This is a genomic window from Mesorhizobium sp. AA23, from assembly GCF_001672435.1.
Taxonomy (GTDB): domain Bacteria; phylum Pseudomonadota; class Alphaproteobacteria; order Rhizobiales; family Rhizobiaceae; genus Mesorhizobium.
Map to the genome: position 1 here is coordinate 876,693 of NZ_LYTP01000012.1, position 18,575 is coordinate 895,267.

The following is an 18,575-nucleotide window of genomic DNA, read 5'->3' on the forward strand; positions in this document are numbered from 1 at the left end:
GCGGACATGTCCAACTCAACATTGAAGGCCATGACGATCGCAGCGGCACAATCGGGCCGCGGACGGTTCCGCGGGTCGGCTCCGGTCCTGGCGATCGCCCTTGCGGCGTCGCTCGCCGGATGCGCCAACTTCCATCGCGATAGTGTGACAGTGGGCTCCATTCCGGACGACTACCGCACCAATCATCCGATCGTTATCGTCGAGAAGAACCAGAAGATCGACCTCCCGGTCGGCGCCGGTGATCGCGGCATGACGGCTTCGCAGCGCGACACTCTGCTCGGCTTCCTCGACGGCTACGACAGGAGCGCCGCGCCGGCGCTGACGATCGCGGCCCCGGTGGGTTCCGCGAACCAGGCCGCCGCCCAGGCCGCGAGCCGCGATTTCGCCAGACTTGCGATGGCCGCAGGCGTCAAGCGCAACAATATCATCATGACCTCCTATCAGTCGGCCGTGCCCGAGGCTTCGGCGCCGGTCCGCGTGGCCTTCGTGGCGGTGAGGGCACAGACCGACAAATGCGGGCGTTGGCCCGAGGATCTGACCGAGACTTCCGAGAACAAGCACTACGCCGATTTCGGGTGCTCCTATCAGAACAACCTCGCCGCCCAGATGGCCAATCCCAACGATCTGCTCGGGCCACGCAAGCAGTCCGACATCGATGCCGAAAATCGCGGCGCGGTGATCGACGTCTATCGGGCGAGAGGCATTTCGGATGAGTTCCTCGGCAATTCGGAAGTGACTTACTGAGCCCGCGGCGGATCACGGAAAGAGCATGACGATGAGCAATCTTGCCTACGACACGCCTGCGGATCCCGGCGATCTTTCGCAACAGGACATCGCCGCCATGCAGGCGCTGCGCCCGGTGCCGCGCATCTCGATCCAGGCTTTCTGCGAGACCGAAGGCGTCGCAAATCCGATCGGGCGCGCCGGCGAGGATCGTCGCATGGCCAAGGCCCATCTCAAGGTCCATATGGGCGGCATCGCCACCGCGATCGAATTCTACCAGTCGGCGCCGACGCCAAACCTGATCCTGCTGGAATCGCGCAGCGAGCCGAAACAGCTGCTGGAGCAGCTCGCTCAGCTCGCCGAATACTGTGATCCGACCTCGAAGGTCGTGGTCATCGGCCATTACAACGATGTCGGCCTCTACCGGGAGCTTATCCGTTCGGGCATTTCCGAATATGTCATCGCGCCGGTCTCGATGACCGATATCGTCAGCGTCGTCTCGTCGATCTTCATCGATCCCGAGTCCGATCCGATCGGCCGCTCCATCGCCTTCATCGGCGCCAAGGGCGGCGTCGGCTCCTCGACGATCGCCCACAACGTCGCCTGGGCGATGTCGTCCTTGTTCAAGTCCGAAGTCGTCGTCGCCGATCTCGATCTCGCCTTCGGCACCGCCAATATCAACTTCGACCGGGACCCCGCGCAGGGCATCGCCGAGGCGGTGTTTTCGCCCGAGCGCGTCGATGAGGTCTATCTCGACCGGCTGCTCGCGCAATGCGCCGAGCATTTGTCGCTGCTGGCGGCACCGTCCACGCTCGAGCGCGTCTATGATTTCGATCCGGACGCCTTCTCCCAGGTCATCGAAACGGCGCAGCGCAGCGCGCCCTTGCTCGTGCTCGACGTCCCTCACGTCTGGAGCGGTTGGACCAAGAGCACGCTGATCAAGGCCGACGAGATCGTCATCACGGCCACGCCAGAACTCGCCAATCTGCGCAACACCAAGAATATGGTCGACATGCTGAAGCGGCTGCGTCCGAACGACCCGCCGCCGAAGCTGATCATCAACCAGGCGGGCGTTCCGAAACGCCCGGAGATCGCGGCATCGGATTTTTCCGAACCGCTCGGCATCACACCCATGGCGGTGATCAATTTCGAGCCGCTGCTGTTCGGCAACGCGGCCAACAACGGCCGCATGCTCGGCGAAATGGACGCCAAGAGTCCGGTTGTCGGCACGATCAACGAAATAGCGCATGTGCTGACAGGGCGCAGCGAGATCAAGGCGAAGAAGAAGGCAAGCCTTGGAGCCATCCTCGGCAAGCTTTCACGCAGCAAGAAGTGACGCTCGCTGAGCGGCATCGGGTAGTCGATCATGTTTGGTAAAAGAGGCACAGACGACGGCAGCCGGGCAGCTCCCGAATTCCGTCCGCCAGCACCTCCTCCGGCCGCTCCCGCTCCGGCTGGGACGATCGCTGTCGATCGGCCGGCCGCGCCCGCGCCGAGCACGCCCGCCGCGTCCCCCGTTCGCCGTCCGGTGGAGGCGCCGCCGATGGCGCCCGAGCCGCCGAAAAGGGTCCAGCGCGAGCGCAGCGAAACCTACTATGACACCAAGAGCCAGGTGTTTTCCGCGCTCATCGACACGATCGATCTTTCGCAGCTCGCCAAGCTCGATCCGGAAAGCGCGCGCGAGGAAATCCGCGACATCGTCAACGACATCATCGCGATCAAGAATTTCGCGATGTCGATCTCCGAGCAGGAAGAGCTGCTCGAGGATATCTGCAACGACGTGCTCGGCTATGGGCCGCTGGAGCCGCTGCTCGCGCGCGACGACATCGCCGACATCATGGTCAACGGTTCAAAGAACGTCTACATCGAAGTCAACGGCAAGGTCGAACCGACCAGCATTCGCTTCCGCGACAACCAGCAACTGCTCAACATCTGCCAGCGCATCGTCAGCCAGGTCGGCCGCCGCGTCGACGAATCGAGCCCGATCTGCGACGCGCGCCTTCCCGACGGCTCGCGCGTCAACGTGATCGCGCCGCCGCTGTCGCTTGATGGCACCGCGCTCACCATCCGCAAGTTCAAGAAGGACAAGCTGACGCTCGACCAGCTGGTCAAGTTCGGCGCCATCTCGCCGCAAGGCGCGGAGATCCTGAAGATCATCGGCCGCGTCCGCTGCAACGTCGTCATCTCGGGCGGTACCGGCTCGGGCAAAACGACGCTGCTCAACTGCCTGACCAACTACATCGATCGCGAGGAGCGGGTCATCACCTGCGAGGACTCGGCCGAGCTGCAGCTGCAGCAGCCGCACGTGGTGCGTCTCGAAACCAGGCCGCCCAATCTCGAAGGCGAGGGCGAGGTGACCATGCGCGATCTCGTCAAGAACTGCCTGCGCATGCGGCCCGAACGGATCATCGTCGGCGAGGTGCGCGGACCGGAAGTGTTCGACCTTCTGCAGGCGATGAACACCGGCCATGACGGCTCGATGGGAACGATCCACTCCAACAGCCCGCGCGAATGCCTGAACCGTATTGAATCGATGATCGCCATGGGCGGTTATTCACTGCCGCAGAGGACGGTGCGCGAGATCGTCGTCGGCTCGGTGGACGTGATCATCCAGGCGGCTCGTCTGCGCGACGGCTCGCGCCGCATCACCCACATCACCGAGGTGATCGGCATGGAAGGCGACGTCATCATCACCCAGGACCTCGTCCTCTACAACATCAAGGGCGAGGACGCGAGCGGCCGTCTGATCGGCGAGCATGTCTCCACCGGCATCGGCCGCCCGCATTTCTGGGATCGTGCCCGCTACTATGGCGAGGAGCAGCGCCTCGCCAACGCGCTCGAGGCCATGGAGAAACGCGCTGACTAGAGCAATTCCAGGAAAAGTGCGTAGCGGTTTTCCGTCCGGAATTGCGTAAAAACAAATACTTAGAGCGGGTCAGCGCTTTTATAAAAAGCTGAACCGCTCTGGTGCATCTGGAGGTGTAGGGGCCCCGGTCGATGTTCGGAATTGACACCACGGTTCTGGCTTTCGTCGTGCTCGCGGGCCTCAGCGCCGGCGCGATAGCCTATGCCTTCCTGTTCAAGCGCATCGATAACGAGAAGCAGGCCGGCAAGCGCCTTGAAACGATCAAGACGGCCGAGACCGACCGATCGGTGGTGAAGGCTACGCGCGACCGCGCCGCGGAAGCGGTCAGACGGCGCAAGACGCTTCAGGATTCGCTCAAGCAGCTCGATGAAAAGCAGAAAACCAATGACCGCAACGTCAAGAAACCGCCGCTGAGGGCCCAGATCCGCCAGGCCGGCATGACCGTCTCCCTTGAGCGCTTCTACATCTACTCGGTGATCTGCGGCATCGTGCTTACGATCCTCGCCTTTCTTGCCGGCGCGCCGTTGCTGGTCCTGCCCGGCGCTCTCTTGGCCGGAGCCCTCGGCCTGCCGCGCTGGTTCGTCTCGTTTCGTCGCGCGCGCCGGGTGAAGGCCTTCCTGGAGGAATTCCCGAATGCCCTCGACATCATCGTGCGCGCGGTGAAGTCCGGTCTGCCGCTCAACGACGCGATCCGCCTGATCGCCAACGAATCCCCGGAGCCGGTCCGCTCCGAGTTCCGCCGCATCGTCGATTCCCAGCAGATGGGTATGTCGATCCCCGATGCCACGATGCGCATGTCCGAGACCATGCCATGCACCGAGGCCGGCTTCTTCGGCATCGTCATCCAGATCCAGTCGCAGGCCGGCGGCAATCTCTCCGAAGCGCTGGGCAACCTTTCGCGCGTGCTGCGCGACCGCAAGAAGATGAAGGCCAAGGTACAGGCGCTGTCGATGGAAGCAAAGGCATCCGCCGTCATCATCGGCGCCCTGCCGTTCGTCGTCGCCTTTCTCGTCTATCTGACCAGCCCGAACTACATCATGCCGCTATTCACCACCAGCGTTGGCAATCTGATCCTCGGCTGCTCCGGCGTCTGGATGTCGATCGGCATCCTGGTGATGCGCAAGATGATGAACTTCGAAGTCTAGGGACGCGGATTAAATGACAGACCAGGTCGTCAAGACGCTAACCGATCCTTCGTTTCTTATCGCGCTCCTGGTCGGCATCGCGGTTTTTGCGACCGTCTTCACGCTCATGCCTGCGCTTGGCGGCAATCAGCTCAAGGCGCGCATGAAAACCGTGGCGCTCGAGCGGGATGAGCTGCGCGCCAAGCAGCGTCAGCGGCTCGCCAATGAAGCCGACCGCCGCCGCAAGGGTTTGCGCGAGGAACAGTCGATCGGCATGCGCAACATCGTCGAACGGCTGGATCTCAAGCGCGCGCTTGCCGACGAAGGCACGCTGCAGAAGCTGAAAGTCGCGGGCTTCCGCGGCCAGAATCCGCTGACGCGCTTCCTGTTCTTTCGTCTGATCCTGCCCTTCGTCGGATTCGCGCTCGCGGCGATCTATCTGTTCCTTCTCGGCGGTCTGGCGCAGCAGCCTGCCTTCATCAAGCTGTTCGTCTGCATTCTTGTCGCCTATGGCGGCTTCTATGCGCCGATCCTCTACGTCAACAACCGCGCCACCAAACGCAAGCAGTCGATCCAACTGGCGTGGCCGGACGCGCTCGACCTGATGTTGATCTGCGTCGAATCCGGCATGTCGGTGGAAGCGGCGCTTCGCAAGGTCGCCGACGAGATCGGTACTCAGTCCGTGGCGCTCGCCGAGGAATTCGTGCTCACCAATGCCGAGCTCTCCTATCTGCAGGACCGCAGGGTCGCTTACGAGAACCTGGCAAGCCGCACCGGTCTAGATTCGGTGAAGGCGGTGACTCAGGCCCTGGTCCAGGCGGAGCGCTACGGCACGCCGGTGGCGCATGCGCTGCGCGTGCTCGCCTCAGAAAGCCGCGACATGCGTATGAATGCGGCCGAAAAGAAGGCCGCAGCACTGCCGCCGAAGCTCACCGTGCCGATGATCCTCTTCTTCCTGCCGGTTCTGTTCGCCATCATTCTAGGGCCGGCCGGCATCCAGGTCAGCCAGCGCGGCATCTTTGGCGATCAGCACAATTCCAGCAGCCAATAGGCGAAGCCATCGAAGTCATGACAGAAGCCGCGTGGCAGGCGCCGCGCGGCTTTGCTGTCTGGCCCAGCCTTGAAGCAATTCCAGGAAAAGTGTGTAACGGTTTTCCGTCCGGAATTGCGGAAAAAACAAACAGCTAGAGCAACTCGCGGTTTCCGTAGAACGATGACCTCTGTAGGTGCCGGGCAGTCAGTTGGTCGCGACCTTCGCCTTGCCCTTGTCCTGATCCTTGAGTTGGCTCCAGGCATTCTGCTGCGCAAGCATCTGGCGCAGATAGGCGATATTGGCCTGCGCCTGCTCCGGCGAAAGCTCCTGCGAGGCGATCTTTTCGGCCTCGTCGAAACGACCCTGCAGGCCGACGACCAGCGCCAGGTTCTGCCGCACCCGGCTGTCGGCGTTGGGTTGCTGCGCGGCCGAGCGCATATAGGTCTCGGCGGTGCGCAGATCCCCCTCCAGCACATAGGACATGCCGAGATTGGAAAGGATCGAGGGTTCGTTCGGCTTGAGCTCGAGCGCCTTCCGGTAGTCCTGACGTGCCTCGTCCCGCTGCCCCATCTGGTCAAGGATGGCGGCTTCCGCCGAAACCAGGCGCCAGTCCGGATATTCCGGCGTCTGCGCGCGGCGCACCGCATCGAGCGCCTGCTCGAACTGCCCGTTGGCGGCAAGCGCCTTGCCGTAGGCGGCGAGCACGTCGCGGTCCTTGGGGTAGGCGATCGCGAGCTTGCGCATCACCGCCAGCGACTGGTCGGCGTCGCCATCCATCTGCAGCGCCGCGGCATAGTTGGTGGCGATGCGTTTGTCATTCGGGTTCCGGGCGTAGGATTCGCCGAGCCTGGTCGTGGCGCTGTGCAGTTCGCTGGCTGACATCGTTTCGAGGGGCCGGTTGTCGGAGCGGGAAATGGAGCCGGTCGTGAACTTGCTGGTGCTGCCGCAGCCGGCCACGCTGGCCGCCAGCACCGCCAGCAATGCCGTGGTGACCAGACGCTTGCTTGTGAAGGTCAACGCTTTGAGCGGCATCGGCGCCTATCTCCATTCCTGCGCGGCCATTAAGCTGGCCGTCTTCCCTCCCACAGAAATATTCTGTTAACCCTAACGGATCGTTAAGAAGCCGACTCGCTGTGCCGGCCGGAGACCATCGAATGCCTGTCGAACTCGTTGACAAGAAACCGGAAGCAGCCTTGCCAGTCTACCTGGTGGGAAAGGATGGCCTCGACGGCACTGGCCTTTCCCCTTCCGTCATCGCCTGGGCACGGGCCAACGGCTTTTCCGGCGAGGCGGGCCGCACGCTCGTTCTGCCGGGCGAAGGTGGCGGTCTCGCAGGCGCGCTGTTCGGCACCGGCGACAGCGAGAGCCAGCTTGCCGTGGGCGCCCTGGCGCGGTCGCTGCCCGAGGGTGAATGGCATTTCGCCCAGGATCTGCCAGCGCCCGATCTTGCGGCGCTGGCCGTCGTCCTCGGTGGCTACGCCTTCACCCGCTACGGCAAGAAACCCGGCAGGGCGTTGCGCTTCGCGCTGCCGTCGGGCGCCGACGGCGCGCATGTGCGCCGCACCGCCGAGGCTATTTTCCTGACGCGCGATCTCGTCAACACGCCGACGAGCGACATGGGGCCGGATGAGTTCGAGGAGGCTGTCCGGGCATTGGCAGCCGGGCACGGCGCCGACGTCTCCGTCGTCAAGGGTGACGATCTCCTGGCGCGGAATTTTCCGATGATCCATGCCGTCGGCCGCGCCTCGGCCGGCGCGCCGAGGCTGATTGACATGACCTGGGGCCCGAGCGACGCGCCGAAGGTGACGCTGGTCGGCAAGGGCGTCTGCTTCGACACCGGCGGCCTCGACATCAAGCCGTCGTCGGGCATGCTGCTGATGAAGAAGGACATGGGCGGCGCCGCCAACGTGCTGGGTCTCGCCTCGATGATCATGGCGGCGAAACGGAATGTGCGGCTGCGCGTGCTGATCCCTGCGGTCGAGAATTCGATCGCCGGCAATGCCTTCCGGCCTGGCGACGTGCTGAGGAGTCGCAAGGGGATAACGGTGGAGATCGGCAACACCGATGCTGAAGGCCGGCTAGTGCTGGCCGACGCTCTGGCGCTTGCCGACGAGGAAAGGCCGGCCCTGCTGTTCGACATGGCGACCTTGACCGGAGCGGCCCGTGTTGCGCTCGGCCCCGATCTGCCGCCCTTCTACACCGGCGACGAGGCACTGGCGTCCGACCTGGCTGCGGCTTCGGTTGCTGTCGAGGATCCGCTGTGGCGCATGCCGCTGTGGCGTCCCTATGACGCGAAGCTTTCCTCGAAGATCGCCGACGTCAACAATGTCACGACGGACGGCTTCGCCGGATCGATCACGGCGGCGCTCTTCCTCAAGCGCTTTGTCGAGAAGACCCCCGGCTGGGCGCATCTCGACATCTTCGCCTGGAACCCGAGTGATCGCCCATACGGCTTGACCGGGGGTGAAGCGCAAGGCATTCGCGCGCTGGAACGAGTAATCTCGAAGCGCTTCGGGTGAGTGTGACGAGAAAACTGGCAAAGCCGTCGCGGACTGAAACGGAAGCGAAACAATTTCCCGTCATGCTTGGCGGATGTCGATCTCGATGCGCCCGAGCCAGGCCTTGCGACTGTGGCAGCAGGTATTGCTGTCGCAGGTGCGCGACGACGCGCCCGACCTCACCATGCGCCAGACCGCGATCCTGCTCACCATCTACCTCGATCCGCCGCCGCATACGGTGCGCGGGCTGGCCGCGAGGCTCAACGTCACCAAGCCGGTCATTACCCGCGCGCTCGACACGATGGGCGCGCTGAAGCTGGTCTCGCGCCACCGCGACGAGCTCGACAAGCGCAACGTGCTGATCCGGCGCACGGTGGAGGGCGCGCTCTTTGTCGAGCGCTTCGGTGATGGTATCGTCGCAAAGGCGCATGAGCTGCCCATCTGACCGACAACTCGTCTGTCTGACCGATAAACCCATTTGACTGGACTACCGATTTGACCGCCAGGGATGCCCGCCTTCACGCCTTTCGTTCCGATCTCGCCGATGCCAGGCTGAAGGGGGAAGTCGCCGCCGACCGCTTTGTCGCCGGCCGCCCGGCGCGGATCACCACCGCCGTCGCCGACCTGCGCAAGGCCCCGCGCCCCGATGCCGGCATCAACACGCAGGCGCTGTTCGGCGACGACGTGCTGGTCTTCGAGGTTGCGGAAGGCTGGGCCTGGGTGCAGGCCGAGCGCGACGGCTATGTCGGCTATGTGGCCGACAATGTGCTCGGCGCACGTGAGCATGCGCCCAGCCACATCGTCTCCGTGCCGCGCACCTTCCTCTATCCCGGACCGGACCTGCGCTTCCCGATCGGCGGGCAACTGTCGATGGGCTCCGCGGTGACGGTGACGGGTTCCGCCGAAACGCGCGGCACGCACTACGCACTGTTGCCATCGGGCCAGGCAGTCATTGCCCGCCATCTGCGGCCGCTCGCCGAGGTGGCAGCCGACTTTGTGACGGTCGCCGAAAGCTTCCTCGGCGCGCCATACCTCTGGGGCGGTGTCTCCGGCTTCGGCATCGACTGCTCCGGCCTCGTGCAACTGTCGATGCGCATGGCCGGCAAGGATGTGCTCCGCGACTCCGACATGCAGGCGGCATCGATCGGGACGCCGCTCGAGCCGGGCACTGAGTATTCCGGGCTGCAGCGCGGCGACCTCGTCTTCTGGAAGGGCCACGTCGCGATCATGACCGACGCGAAGGACATGATCCACGCCAATGGCCACACGATGCTGGTCTCGCGCGAAGGGCTGAAGGAGGCCGTCGAGCGGATCGGCTATCTCTATGGCGGCCCGACCGGGTTCCGCAGGCCTTAGCGCCCTTACCTCTCCTCCAGGGGGAGAGGTTGGATTGCCCCGATTTGCTCTTCGCAAGTCGGCTGGCAATCTGGATGAGGGGTAAGTAGGCCAAGCTGGATCACCCTCATTAGGCTCGGCGGTGCGCGCCGAGCCACCTTCTCCCACAAGGGGGAGAGGGGAAGAATGATCCCCTTTTGTTCCGATTTTCCTTGGCGATCGCTTGCCAGCGCGCTACCTCTTTGCGCGTGACAGAGCAGCCGCGCCTCGCCGAACAGAATGTCGCCGTCCTTCTCCCCGAGCCGTTCGTAAAATGGTTCGCTGCAAAAGGCTGGTCGCCGCGCGCCCACCAGCTCGAACTGCTGGCGAAGGCTCGAGCCGGCCAATCGGCGCTGCTGATCGCGCCGACCGGCGCCGGCAAGACGCTTGCCGGATTCCTGCCCTCGCTTACCGAACTCGCCAGACGTCCGCGCCGCAAGCCCGGAGGGGCGCATCGTGGCATCCACACGCTCTACATCTCGCCGCTCAAGGCGCTGGCCGTCGACATCGAGCGCAATCTCGGCAAGCCGGTCGAGGAGATCGGACTGCCGGTGACCATCGAGACCCGTACCGGCGACACGCCCTCGCACAAGCGCCAGCGGCAACAGCTCGCACCGCCCGACATCCTGCTCACCACGCCCGAACAGCTCGCTCTTCTGATTGCCTCCGCCGCCGCCAGGCGCCTCTTCGAGGATTTGCGTTATGTCGTCCTCGACGAATTGCATTCGCTCGTCACCTCGAAGCGCGGGCATCTTTTGGCGCTAGGCCTGGCGCGGCTGCGCACCTTCGTCCCTGAGCTGCAGACCATCGGCCTGTCGGCTACGGTCGCCGAGCCGGATGAGTTGCGGCGCTGGCTGGTCAGCCAGGCTTCCCCTGAGGCCATGTCCGAGTTAATCGTCGTGACAGGCGGCGCCAAGCCCGACATCTCCATTCTCGATTCCGAAGAGCGGGTGCCATGGGCTGGCCATTCCGCCCGCTACGCCACTCCGGAGATCTATCGCGAGGTCAAGCGGCACAAGACGACGCTGCTCTTTGTCAACACGCGCAGCCAGGCCGAGCTGCTGTTTCAGGAGCTGTGGCGCGTCAACGACGACACGTTGCCGATCGCCTTGCATCACGGCTCGCTCGACGTCGCCCAGCGGCGGCGGGTCGAGAAGGCGATGGGCGAAAACGCCTTGCGCGCTATCGTCGCCACCTCGACATTGGACCTGGGCATCGACTGGGGCGATGTCGATCTGGTCGTGCATGTCGGCGCGCCGAAGGGGGCAAGCCGCCTGGCGCAGCGCATCGGCCGCGCCAACCACCGCATGGATGAGCCATCGAAGGCGATCCTGATCCCGGCCAACCGGTTTGAGGTGCTTGAATGCCGTGCCGCGCTCGACGCCAACTATCTCGGCGCGCAGGACACGCCGCCTTTGGTCAATGGCGGGCTCGACGTGCTGGCGCAGCATGTGCTCGGCTGCGCCTGCGGTGCCCCGTTCCACGCCGACGCGCTGTTTGACGAGGTGAGATCGGCTGCGCCCTATGTCAGCCTAGACCGCCCGACATTCGACCGGGTCATCGACTTCGTCGCCACCGGCGGATACGCGCTGAGAAACTACGAGCGCTACGCCCGTATCCGCCAAACCAAGGAAGGCTTGTGGCGAGTATCCAATCCCCGCGTGGCGCAACAGTACCGGCTCAATGTCGGGACCATCATCGAAGTGCCGGCCCTCAACGTTCGTTACGTCCAGGCTGGAAGCAAGGGCGCGGCCTCGCGCGGCGGCAGAGTCTTGGGAAAGATCGAGGAAGCGTTTCTCGAGACCTTGACCTATGGCGACACTTTCATGTTCGCCGGAAGGGTTCTGCGCTTCGAGGGTATCCGCGACAATGAGTGCTTCGTGTCGAATGCTCCCGGAAGCGAAGCAAAGGTGCCCTACTATGGCGGCGGCAAATTCCCGCTTTCGACCTATCTCGCCGAGCAGGTGCGCGCCATGCTCGACGATCCGCAGCGCTGGAAGAAGCTGCCCGAGCAGGTGGCCGATTGGCTGCGGTTTCAGGCGGATAAATCCGTCCTGCCGAAACGGGACGATCTGCTGATCGAGACCTTTCCACGCGGAAACCGGCACTATCTCGTAGCCTATCCGTTCGAAGGCAGGCTCGCGCATCAGACGCTGGGCATGCTGCTGACGCGCCGCCTGGATCGAGCGGGCGCCAAACCGGTCGGCTTCGTTGCCACCGACTATGCGTTGGCTATTTGGTCGCTGGCCGACATGGGCTGGATGTTCAAAAACAAAAAACCATCGCTGGCTGCGCTCTTCGATCAGGACATGCTCGGTGACGATCTCGAGGCATGGTTTGCCGACAGCTGGCTGCTCAAGCGCACCTTCCGCAACTGCGCGCTGATTTCCGGACTGATCGAGAAACGTCATCCCGGCAAGGAGAAAAGCGGCCGCCAGGTCACCGTCTCGACAGACCTGATTTATGATGTGCTGCGCAGCCACGAGCCCGACCACATCCTGCTCCAGGCGACGCGTGCCGATGCAGCGACCGGATTGCTCGATGTCAGCAGACTTGCCGAGATGCTCTCGCGCATCCTCGGTCGAATCGTGCATAAGGACCTGGAACAGATATCGCCGCTAGCCGTGCCGATCATGCTCGAAATCGGCAAGATGCCGGTGCATGGCGAGGCGGATGAAACGCTGTTGATGGATGCCGCCACCCTCGTTGAAGAGGCCATGGGGCCGGAGATGGCCGACTGAGAGAAGGCAAGAGGGGATGAATTTTTCGCTGTCGCGCGCAACGCTGATCGCCGAGGCCGACTTTGTCGGCATCGCCGGCGAACGCGCGGTTTGCGACCGGCGCGGCGTGCTCTATTTCCCCGATCTGCGGCTGCTTGCGGTCTCCGACCTGCATCTCGAAAAGGGCTCGTCCTTCGCCAGGCGCGGCGCGCTGATCCCGCCTTATGACACAGGTGCGACCTTGCTGCGGCTGCAGGCTGTGATCGCCGACTACGGTCCGCGGATCGTCGTCAGCCTTGGCGACTCCTTCCACGACGGCGGCGGCGCCGAGCGCATGCATCTAAGCTTCCGCGAGCGGCTGGAGGCGATGATGGCCGGCCGCGACTGGTTCTGGGTTGCCGGCAATCATGATCCGGATGCTCCCGCCGACCTGCCTGGCGAGACGGTGAGGGAACTCGCCATCGGTTCGCTTGTCTTCCGCCATGAACCATCCAAGCTGCGGGTGGAAGGCGAGATCGCCGGCCATCTGCATCCCTGCGCCCGCATCGTCCAGCGCGGCCGCTCGGTCAGGCGGCGCTGCTTCGCCGGTGACGGCGGCCGCATGATCATGCCGGCCTTCGGCGCCTATACCGGCTCGCTCAACGTGCTCGACCGCGCCTATGCCGGACTGTTCCGCCTGGAAACGCTTGTTGCCTACATGCTGGGTGCGGAGCGCATCTTTGCCATTTCCGGCTCGATGCTGCGGCCGGGCTGAAGCGGCTTCATCTGCCGTAATAGAGCGTGACGGTGTGCTTTGCCTCGGCGAAGAACAGCCAGCGTTCGACCAGCATGCCCACGAATTGCATAAGCGCTGCAAGCAGTGATGCGGCTGCTGCGAAAGGCCATGGCAAGGCGAAGGCGATCACGAGCAAGATGGCCGGCACGGCGAAGGCCAGCACCTGCGTCATTCGCCTCAGCTTCGCGCTATGCTTGCGCGCAATGCGAAAGCCCATCTCCTTGAGCAGGTAGTTTTCTTCGGTGTGCGGCCATTCGATGGACCGCACCGTGCCGCCGGCCAGGCCGGTCGCCGTGTTGGCCGTGGTCGGGATTTCCAGCCTGTCGTTGTAATGCCAGGTCGCAAGCTTCCAGCCCCACCCGGCGAGCGTGGCAAGCAGCGCGCCGGCCAGAACCAAGGTTGATCCGGCCCCGAAGCTTCGCAGCAGGCCGTTGAGCAGCACGCCACCCGTCATTGCCGAGAAGATAAGATAAGCCGGCAAAGTATAACGGCTGTGCCACTGCGCGATCGGTTTCAGCGAGGCATAGATCATTCCGGTCGTACAGACTGTCACGACGGCGCCGGCGGCAGCCAGCAGGCCAACGATGGCGACCCAACCGCCGCTTTTGCCCATCAGCACCCAGCCAATGCCGAACAGCCCGGCCGGGATGAAGGTCGCGACCGAGGCGACCCCTTCGCGCGACAGCCAGGAGCTTCGCCATTGCGAGAAGGCGCGCCAGGCGCGTTCAGGTCGGCCGAGATGGCCGGTCGAGGAGAGCAGGCCGGCCGCGATCAAGCCAAGCGAAAGCGCCATGCCGAGGAGTCCGAGCCAGAACTCGGGCGCGATGAATCCCAGCCCGCCAAGGACGCCGAGCAGCGCCAGCAGGCCGTAGCCGGCCCCGGTGGCGGTGGTGAAGAAGACGACGGAATAGGCGGGATGCATGGCTGCGCGAATTCAGTTCGAAAGCATGCGGTCGATCCAGCCGAGGAAGCCTCCGTCGGTCCGGATCGGTTCCAGCGCCGGCGCGTCCACCTTCGCCGCCCGCTCGGTACGGGCGCGCGGGGGAAGGTATTTGTTGGTCGGCTGGTAGCCAAGCTCGGGCATCAACTCGACGCCGCCACGCTCTTCTACCAGGTGCGAGATTGCCGAGGCGGGATCGCCCAGATCGCCGAAATGCCGGGCGCTGGTAGGGCAGGCGGCGACACAGGCCGGCAGGCGGTCCTCTGTCGCCAGATTGTCGTTGTAGATGCGGTCCACACAAAGCGTGCATTTCTTCATCACGCCGACATCCGTATCGAATTCGCGCGCGCCATAGGGACAGGCCCAGCTGCACAGCTTGCAGCCGATGCACTTGTCCTCGTCGACCAGCACGATGCCGTCGGAGGCGCGCTTGTAGGAGGCGCCGGTCGGACAGACGGTGACGCAGGCTGGCTGCTCGCAATGCAGGCAGGAGCGCGGGAAGTTCACCGTGCGGCCGCCTTGTTCGGTCGTGTGCTCATAGCTGTGCACGCGGTTGAACCAGACGCCGTCGACACGCCCGCCATACGGATCGATGTCGGTCAGCGGCGCCATGTGTCCGCCGGTGTTCCATTCCTTGCAAGCGGTAACGCAGGCCTGGCAGCCGACGCAGGTGTCAAGGTCGATGACGAGGCCGAGCTTCTTCTCGGTTTGGGCGGGAAGGCAGGTCATTCGGCGGCTTCCCTTTTTATGCGGAATCCATCGCCGAAGCGAAGCACATCCGGTGACGGCTCGAAATTTGGCGGCTGCCGCAAGCGCTCGAATTGCGGCTCGGTGAAGCCGGCCTCTTCCGCGGCGCATTTGGCGATACGCACGCGTACGTCGAACCATGCTGCCTGTCCGGTCACTGGGTCGGAGTTCGAATAGCGCTTGCCGTTGGCATCCGCCGCGGTCTGGTCGCCGACGATGTGATTGAGCAGGAAGCCGCGATTGCTCTCTGCGGCGTCGTCCTTCAGCCCCCAACTGCCGCGCCGCTTGCCGATAGCGTTCCAGGTCCAGACAGTGTCCGGGTTGACGCCGTCGATCAGCTTGATCTGACCCTTCACGCGGCCGTTGATGCTTTCGATCCACACCCAGTCGTCGTCGGCCAGCCCAAGCCTCGCTGCCGTCCGCCGGTGCACGAACAGCCGGTTCTGGCTGGTGATTTGTCTCAGCCACGCATTCTGCGAGCCCCAGGAATGGTACATATGCATCGGCCGCTGCGTCAGCGCATGCAGCGGATATTTCTGGAGATCGACGGCGTCGTCCTCGAAGGGCGCGTACCAGAACGGCAGCGGGTCCATATAGGCTTCGATCCGGTCGCGCTCGGCCTCCGGCGGCTGCACCTTGCCATGACCGCGCGCGGCGAGGCGAAAGCGCTGCATCGGCTCCGAATAGAGCTGAAAGATGATCGGATCGGCCTTGGAGATGAATCCCATCTGCACGGCAAAGTCGAGATAGGCGCGGTTGCCCATCTTGTAATAGCGCTGGTCGTCGGCGAACCCGTGGTGCCAGAAACCGCCATTGTCGATGTAGCGCTGCAACTGGTCCGGGTTCACCTCGCCTTTGCCGATCGCGTCGCCGTTCTTACCGCGCCAGCCGGCAAGCGGGCCGATGCCGGGCGTGCGCTCGTGGTTGACGATGTAGTCGGCATAGTCGCGGTATTTCGCCGAACCGTCTTCGTTGGCGAAACCAGGCAGGCCGAGCCGCGCGCCGAGCTCGATGAGCACCGACTGGAACGGCCGGACATCCCGGTCCGGCTGCACCACCGGGTGACGGATGGCATCGCCCGGCCCGTCGGCATGGCTGATCGGCCGGTCGAGCAGGCTGATGCAGTCGTGCCGCTCGAGATAGGTCGTGTCGGGCAGCACCAGGTCGGCGAACGGCACCGTCTCGGAATAATAGGCGTCGGAATAAATGATGAAGGGGATCTTGTAGTCGCCCGCCTCGTCCTTGTCGGTGAGCATACGAACCGTCTCGACGGTATTCATCGAGGAGTTCCAGGCCATGTTCGACATATACATCATCAGCGTGTCGATCGGATAAGGATCGCCGGCCCAGGCATTGCGGATGACGCTGTGCATCAGGCCGTGGGCCGCAAGCGGCGCCTCCCAGGAATAGGCCTTGTCGATGCGGATCGGTGTGCCGACCTCGTCGACGAGCAGATCGTCGGGCCCTGAGACGAAGCCGAGCGGCATACCCTCCAGCGGCGTCATCGGGCGGACGTTCTTGCCTGCGGGCTTTGGCCCCGGCGGCGCGCAACGCGGATAGGGCGGCTTGAAGCGGAAGCCGCCGGGCACGTCCACCGTGCCGAGCAGAACCTGCAGCAGGTGGATGGCGCGGCAAGTATGAAAGCCGTTGGAATGGGCCGAGATGCCGCGCATGGCATGCATCGACACCGGCCGGCCCTTCATCGTCTCGTGCCGGCGGCCGGCCCAATCGGTCCAGGCGACCGGCAGCTCGATCGCCTGCTCGAAGGCGATATGCGCCAGCTCCGCCGCGATCCGTCGGATGGTGTCGGCGCCGACCCCGCAGCGCTCCGCCACCGCCTCCGGCGAATGGCTTTCGTGCAGGTATCGGTCGGCGATCAGCTGAAATACCGGTGCGCAGCGGCGGCCATTGACCGTGTAGCTGCCGGTCAGTGCTGGTTTGGCATCCGGATCGGCGGCATTGACGGGCGCCTTCGCCACCCTGTCCCAAGCCAACAGGTTGCCGTCATCATCGCGCATGAACAATCCGTCATCGGCGGAACCGGGCTCCTGTACGACAAGCACCGGCGCGTTGGTGTAGCGCAGCAGATAGTCGAGATCTATGCGGCCGGCCTTGAGCAACTCATGGACGAGCGCCAGCACGAACAGTCCGTCCGTGCCGGGTCGTATGCCGATCCAGTCATCGGCAATCGCGTTGTAGCCGGTGCGGCAAGGGTTGATCGACAGCACCTTGGCGCCGCGCGCCTTGAGCTTGCCGAGGCCGATCTTGATCGGATTGGAATCATGATCCTCGGCGACGCCGAACAGCATGAAGTATTTCGTATTGTCCCAGTCGGGCTCGCCGAACTCCCAGAACGAGCCGCCGATCGTGTAGAGCCCACCGGCCGCCATGTTGACCGAGCAGAAGCCGCCATGGGCGGCGAAGTTGGGCGTACCGAACTGGCTCGCCCACCAGCCGGTCAGCGACTGCGACTGGTCGCGCCCGGTGAAAAAGGCAAGCTTTCTCGGATCGGTGCAGCGGACCGCCGACAGCCGCTCGGTGGCGATGGTGAGCGCTTCGTCCCATTCGATCTCGCGAAACTCGCCGGAACCACGAGGCCCTGTGCGCCGCAGCGGCTTCCTCAGCCGCGCCGGGCTGTAATGCTGCATGATGCCGGCGCTGCCCTTGCCGCAGATCACGCCCCGGTTCACCGGGTGGTCTTTGTTGCCGTTGATGTAGCGCACCTTGCCGTCCTTGATGTGGACGTCGATGCCGCAGCGGCAGGCGCACATGTAGCAGGTGGTTTTGGCGATGCGGTCGGACACGCTCGGCGAGGTCTCGACGCCGTCGCCTTCGTCAGGCGCCTGGCTGTCGGCCAGCGGCCGCTGCGAGGGCGCGGAGTTTGCGCCGCGTGGTTCAGCTAGGCTCATGATCCGCGAACGCTCTTGCCGCTTGCCATCTTGGCCTTCGTCTTCGGACCGGGCCCGCGCATATAATGCAGCTCAGGATGGTAGCGGTCGCCGGCGAGCTGCCGCTTCAGCTGGCGGCTCCAATGCGCGAAAAGGGATTTGAAGCGCCCGATCATTTCCAACCTTGGCGGCAGAACGGCCAATTTTTTCCAAGCTCGGGTAAAAAGTTAGAACAAAGCGATTGATCTGTCTAACAAGCCGCTCTTGTAATTCCGATCGATTTTCCTTCTTAGTTGGCCATGACCCTCGATCAGCTTCGCATCTTCGTCGCCGTCGCCGAGCATGGCCACATGACCAAGGCGGCCGACCTGCTCGGCATCTCGCAATCGGCCGCCTCTGCCGCCATCCGCGCGCTCGAAAGCCATCATGGCGTGCGGCTGTTCAACCGGGTCGGCCGCAACATCGAGCTCGCGCAGACCGGCCACCGCTTCCTGCCCGAAGCCAAGGCTGTTCTGGAACGGGCAGCGGCTGCCCACGACGTGCTGGAGCATGTTTCCCAGACCATCACCGGCAGCCTGTCGATATCGGCCAGCCAGACCATCGCCAGCTACTGGCTGCCGAGGCGCCTGGCATCCTTCCACGAAGCCTATCCGGCGGTGCGCCTGAGCGTCACCATCGGCAACACGCGGCAGGTCGAGACCAATGTGCTGGACGGCCGGGCCGATTTCGGGCTGGTCGAGGGCCGCACCGAGTCCGACATATTGCGGCGCGCCACGGTCGATGAGGATCGCCCCATGCTGGTCGTGGCGGGCTCACATCCCGAGCTTCCGACGACGCCGGCTGGAAACCTCGACATCAGGTCGTTGCGCTGGATCATCAGGGAGGGC

Annotated in this window: 16 protein-coding genes; 12 read left to right on the plus strand and 4 right to left on the minus strand. The window is 64.1% G+C overall.

Going from position 1 to position 18,575, the window contains the following annotated elements; genetic code table 11:
* The first annotated feature begins 6 nt into the window (after positions 1-6).
* The 5 genes from A9K66_RS14815 (at position 7) to A9K66_RS14835 (ending at position 5,764) form a co-directional block, all read left to right on the plus strand.
* Positions 7-744, plus strand: a complete 738-nt coding sequence (locus A9K66_RS14815) for a CpaD family pilus assembly protein (RefSeq protein ID WP_067324579.1) — start codon at positions 7-9, stop codon at positions 742-744.
* Between the two features lie 31 nt (positions 745-775).
* Positions 776-2,059 carry a CpaE family protein gene (locus tag A9K66_RS14820; protein ID WP_197507472.1) on the plus strand — a complete coding sequence of 428 codons (1,284 nt, stop codon included), beginning with the start codon at positions 776-778 and terminating at the stop codon, positions 2,057-2,059.
* A 30-nt stretch (positions 2,060-2,089) separates the two neighbouring features.
* Positions 2,090-3,589, plus strand: coding sequence for a CpaF family protein (locus A9K66_RS14825; RefSeq protein WP_067324583.1), 1,500 nt, complete (start codon positions 2,090-2,092; stop codon positions 3,587-3,589).
* A gap of 131 nt (positions 3,590-3,720) precedes the next feature.
* Positions 3,721-4,734: a type II secretion system F family protein gene (locus A9K66_RS14830; RefSeq protein WP_066996441.1), complete on the plus strand. Its 1,014-nt coding sequence runs from the start codon at positions 3,721-3,723 to the stop codon at positions 4,732-4,734.
* Between the two features lie 13 nt (positions 4,735-4,747).
* Entirely contained in the window at positions 4,748-5,764 is a 1,017-nt protein-coding gene (locus A9K66_RS14835; protein WP_066996444.1) for a type II secretion system F family protein, read from the plus strand.
* Between the two features lie 186 nt (positions 5,765-5,950).
* Here the strand turns inward: A9K66_RS14835 and A9K66_RS14840 are convergent, their stop codons facing one another.
* Positions 5,951-6,778 carry a tetratricopeptide repeat protein gene (locus A9K66_RS14840; protein WP_067324585.1) on the minus strand — a complete coding sequence of 276 codons (828 nt, stop codon included), beginning with the start codon at positions 6,776-6,778 and terminating at the stop codon, positions 5,951-5,953.
* A 122-nt stretch (positions 6,779-6,900) separates the two neighbouring features.
* Between A9K66_RS14840 and A9K66_RS14845 the strand changes: the two genes are divergently transcribed.
* The 5 genes from A9K66_RS14845 (at position 6,901) to pdeM (ending at position 13,092) form a co-directional block, all read left to right on the plus strand.
* The gene (locus A9K66_RS14845) at positions 6,901-8,265 is read left to right on the plus strand and encodes a leucyl aminopeptidase family protein (RefSeq protein WP_082953866.1); all 1,365 of its coding nucleotides are present in this window, start codon (positions 6,901-6,903) and stop codon (positions 8,263-8,265) included.
* Positions 8,266-8,338: 73 nt separating this feature from the next.
* Positions 8,339-8,689, plus strand: a complete 351-nt coding sequence (locus A9K66_RS14850) for a MarR family winged helix-turn-helix transcriptional regulator (protein WP_066996450.1) — start codon at positions 8,339-8,341, stop codon at positions 8,687-8,689.
* Between the two features lie 50 nt (positions 8,690-8,739).
* Positions 8,740-9,600, plus strand: coding sequence for an NlpC/P60 family protein (locus A9K66_RS14855; protein WP_067324588.1), 861 nt, complete (start codon positions 8,740-8,742; stop codon positions 9,598-9,600).
* A 227-nt stretch (positions 9,601-9,827) separates the two neighbouring features.
* A complete protein-coding gene (locus A9K66_RS14860; RefSeq protein ID WP_067324776.1) occupies positions 9,828-12,359 on the plus strand; it encodes a ligase-associated DNA damage response DEXH box helicase in 2,532 nt (843 codons plus the stop codon).
* A 16-nt stretch (positions 12,360-12,375) separates the two neighbouring features.
* Complete coding sequence (gene pdeM, locus A9K66_RS14865) at positions 12,376-13,092, plus strand: ligase-associated DNA damage response endonuclease PdeM (protein ID WP_067324589.1); 717 nt, start codon at positions 12,376-12,378, stop codon at positions 13,090-13,092.
* 7 nt (positions 13,093-13,099) lie between these two features.
* On the opposite strand, the gene A9K66_RS14870 is transcribed toward pdeM, so the two are convergent.
* Genes A9K66_RS14870 through A9K66_RS14880 form a run of 3 tightly spaced genes read right to left on the minus strand, consistent with a single transcriptional unit; the run spans position 13,100 to position 17,709 of the window.
* Positions 13,100-14,035, minus strand: coding sequence for a DmsC/YnfH family molybdoenzyme membrane anchor subunit (locus A9K66_RS14870; RefSeq protein ID WP_067324591.1), 936 nt, complete (start codon positions 14,033-14,035; stop codon positions 13,100-13,102).
* A 12-nt stretch (positions 14,036-14,047) separates the two neighbouring features.
* Positions 14,048-14,782 (minus strand): 4Fe-4S dicluster domain-containing protein, encoded by a 735-nt coding sequence (locus A9K66_RS14875; RefSeq protein ID WP_067324593.1) that lies wholly within the window; start codon positions 14,780-14,782, stop codon positions 14,048-14,050.
* Positions 14,779-17,709, minus strand: coding sequence for a molybdopterin oxidoreductase family protein (locus tag A9K66_RS14880; protein ID WP_067324598.1), 2,931 nt, complete (start codon positions 17,707-17,709; stop codon positions 14,779-14,781). The genes A9K66_RS14875 and A9K66_RS14880 overlap by 4 nt, the downstream gene beginning before the upstream one ends.
* 77 nt (positions 17,710-17,786) lie before the next feature.
* Here A9K66_RS14880 and A9K66_RS30270 point away from each other — a divergent pair, with 77 nt between their 5' ends.
* The gene (locus tag A9K66_RS30270; protein WP_156751064.1) at positions 17,787-17,933 is read left to right on the plus strand and encodes a hypothetical protein; all 147 of its coding nucleotides are present in this window, start codon (positions 17,787-17,789) and stop codon (positions 17,931-17,933) included.
* Positions 17,934-17,987: 54 nt separating this feature from the next.
* Positions 17,988-18,575 (plus strand): LysR family transcriptional regulator (locus A9K66_RS14885; protein ID WP_067324600.1); only part of this gene is annotated, 588 nt, incomplete at its 3' end.

Coding starts and splice junctions, on each gene's coding strand:
- A9K66_RS14815 (WP_067324579.1), top strand. CDS start 7: ATGTCCAACTCAACATTGAAGGCCATGACGATCGCAGCGGCACAATCG.
- A9K66_RS14820 (WP_197507472.1), top strand. CDS start 776: ATGAGCAATCTTGCCTACGACACGCCTGCGGATCCCGGCGATCTTTCG.
- A9K66_RS14825 (WP_067324583.1), top strand. CDS start 2,090: ATGTTTGGTAAAAGAGGCACAGACGACGGCAGCCGGGCAGCTCCCGAA.
- A9K66_RS14830 (WP_066996441.1), top strand. CDS start 3,721: ATGTTCGGAATTGACACCACGGTTCTGGCTTTCGTCGTGCTCGCGGGC.
- A9K66_RS14835 (WP_066996444.1), top strand. CDS start 4,748: ATGACAGACCAGGTCGTCAAGACGCTAACCGATCCTTCGTTTCTTATC.
- A9K66_RS14840 (WP_067324585.1), bottom strand. CDS start 6,778: ATGCCGCTCAAAGCGTTGACCTTCACAAGCAAGCGTCTGGTCACCACG.
- A9K66_RS14845 (WP_082953866.1), top strand. CDS start 6,901: ATGCCTGTCGAACTCGTTGACAAGAAACCGGAAGCAGCCTTGCCAGTC.
- A9K66_RS14850 (WP_066996450.1), top strand. CDS start 8,339: ATGTCGATCTCGATGCGCCCGAGCCAGGCCTTGCGACTGTGGCAGCAG.
- pdeM (WP_067324589.1), top strand. CDS start 12,376: ATGAATTTTTCGCTGTCGCGCGCAACGCTGATCGCCGAGGCCGACTTT.
- A9K66_RS14870 (WP_067324591.1), bottom strand. CDS start 14,035: ATGCATCCCGCCTATTCCGTCGTCTTCTTCACCACCGCCACCGGGGCC.
- A9K66_RS14875 (WP_067324593.1), bottom strand. CDS start 14,782: ATGACCTGCCTTCCCGCCCAAACCGAGAAGAAGCTCGGCCTCGTCATC.
- A9K66_RS14880 (WP_067324598.1), bottom strand. CDS start 17,709: ATGAGCCTAGCTGAACCACGCGGCGCAAACTCCGCGCCCTCGCAGCGG.
- A9K66_RS30270 (WP_156751064.1), top strand. CDS start 17,787: ATGGTAGCGGTCGCCGGCGAGCTGCCGCTTCAGCTGGCGGCTCCAATG.